1 protein-coding gene is annotated in these 2,321 nt (G+C 77.9%); it reads left to right on the top strand.

The window, feature by feature from the left end; translation table 11 throughout:
• Positions 1 to 143: 143 nt before the first annotated feature.
• Positions 144 to 2,321 (top strand): AAA family ATPase (locus FNQ90_RS20055; protein ID WP_182607638.1); only part of this gene is annotated, 2,178 nt, incomplete at its 3' end.

The raw sequence follows: 2,321 nt of genomic DNA, 5'->3' as shown, positions 1-2,321 counted from the left end.
CGGCCCACCCCGTCCGGGGGTGAGCCGGGTTCGCCCGTTCCGGAACCCGCCCCCGGGCCGGGGGTTCGGCCGAACGCGCGGTCCCCGGCCCCGGAACGTGTCCCCGGCGGTCGACCCGCCGGGTGCCGGTCTAGGCTCGGGGCGTGACGGAGCTCACCGAACGGGCGGCTGACCCGGCCGGACCCCCGCGGCCGGCCGCGGGTACGCCGTCCGCGCCCGACCCCGCCTTCCTCGGCCGCCGGCGGGAACTGGCCGGCCTGCGTGCCGATGTCGGGCGTGCCGGCCTGGACACCATGGCCGGCCGTCCCTCCGCCCGTGCCCGGGTGTTGCTGATCGCCGGCCGGCCCGGCACCGGCCGGACCGCCCTGGCCCTGGAGTTCGCCCGCCGGGTCCGGGCCGACGGCGGCTGTCCGGACGGCGTCCTGCGGGTGGTGCTCACCGACCCCGGGGGCGACCCCGTCCCCGTGGAGCGCGCCGCCCGTGAGTTGCTCGAGGGCCTGGGCGCCCCGGTCCCGCCGGGCGCGGACGCAGACGAGAGCTGTGAGGCGCTGCGCGCCGCGCTGACGGGGCGACGCGTCCTGCTGATCCTCGACGACGCCGTGAGTGCCGAACAGGTGATCGAGTTGATCCCGGATCATCGGGACTGCCCGGTGCTCGTGGTGGCCCGCGGCCCGCTGACGGGGGTGGCCGACGTGCGGCCGTGCACCGTGGGCGCGCTGGACCAGCACACGGCCCTGCGCCTGCTGGCCCGCGGCGCGGGATCCACCCGGATCACGGTCGATCCGCGGGCGGCGGAACGCCTCGCCGAGGCGTGCGCCCACCTGCCCGCCGCGCTGGTGCTCGCGGCCGGCTGGCTCGCCGCCAACCCCGACGCCGCCGTCGCCCGGGCGGTGCGGGCGATGACCGGTCCGGTGCCCGGTGACGCGGTGGAGACATCCGCCCCCGACGAGTCGACGGACCCGGTCGACCCGGGGGGTGAGACCGCATCCGAATCCTCCGCCGATTCCGGTGACGGGCCGCTGGAGCGGGCCTTCCGCCTGGCCCTCTCCGCACTCCGACCCCCCGCCGCACGCGTCCTGCGGCTCCTGGTGCTGGCCCCCGCCGGGCTGGTGGACGCGCACATCGCCGCCGCTCTCGCCGGGTGCTCGGTCGGCGCCGCCCGTCGGGCACTGCGGGGGTTCGCCCTGTTGGGCCTGGTGCGTCCGGCGGACCGGCCGCCACCGCCGACGTGCGCGGGCGCGCCGGTCGGGACCGACGCCGACACCGCCGCCGGTCGGGAGGAACCCGCCGGGGACCCCTGGCCGCTGTACGAGGTGCCCGGTTGTCTGGACCCGCTCCTGCGGGACCTGGTGCGCCGGCACGAACGTCCGGCCGATGTCCTGCTGGCCCGCGCCCGGGTGCTGGAGCGAACCGTGCGGCGACTGGTCGCCTGCAGGGCGGCCGCGGAGCCGGAGAATTCCCCGGCCCGTGAGCGTTCGGCCGCCCTGCCCTCCACGCTGCGGTTCCTCTCCCGCGAGGAGGCGGCCCGGTGGCTGGACAGTCGCCTGCCGAGCCTGACGGCCGCCGTCCGGTTGGCCGTCGTGGACGGGGAGCTGGACACCCTCGCCCGTCGACTGATCTCCGCCCTGGCCGCCGCGCTGATCGCCCACCGCGGTGAGCGGGGGGCCGCTGCCCACCTGTACGACCTGAACGAACTCGTGCTGGAGGTGGCCGAGCGGCAGGGCCTGGACGGTGAGCGGGCCGCCGCGCTGCTCGACCTCGGGGACATGGACCTCGCCCGTGGTCGCACCGGGGCGGCCCTGAAGCGCTATCGGACCGCGCTGGAGACCCTGCGCGGTCTGGGCGGCCTCGGGATTCCCCCGGCGATGGGACGGGCGCTGGAGTCGATCGCCCGCGCCCACGCCGAGTCGGGAGACCCGCAGCGTGCCGCCGACTGGTACGGCCGGGCGCTGTCGAGGGCCCAGGCGACGGATGATCACGATGCCCGGGCACGGCTGCACGGTCTGTTGGGGGAAGCCCACGCCCTGGCCGGGGAGTGGCGTCCGGCGCTGCTGTCCTGGCGGGCGGCGGCTGCCGCCCACCGCAGGCGCGGGGACCCCGACGGGTACGCCCTGGCCCTGGCGGAGGTGGCGCGGACGCGTGGATGCGCGGGGGAGTTCGAGGAGGCGCTCCGGGCCGGTTACGACGCGTTGCGGGCGGCCCGAGCGGCGGGGGACCGCCGGTTGGAGGCGGCGGTGCGACTGAGACTGGCCGATGACGCGCAGCGGCTGGGATTGCCGGCCGACGCCCGTGCGCACCGTCGGGCGGGGGAGGCCCTGTTG

The organism is Streptomyces alkaliphilus (assembly GCF_014141535.1).
GTDB lineage: Bacteria > Actinomycetota > Actinomycetes > Streptomycetales > Streptomycetaceae > Streptomyces > Streptomyces alkaliphilus.
Note: the sequence above shows the minus strand (reverse complement) of the source record. Positions and strands in the feature narration are given on the sequence as shown.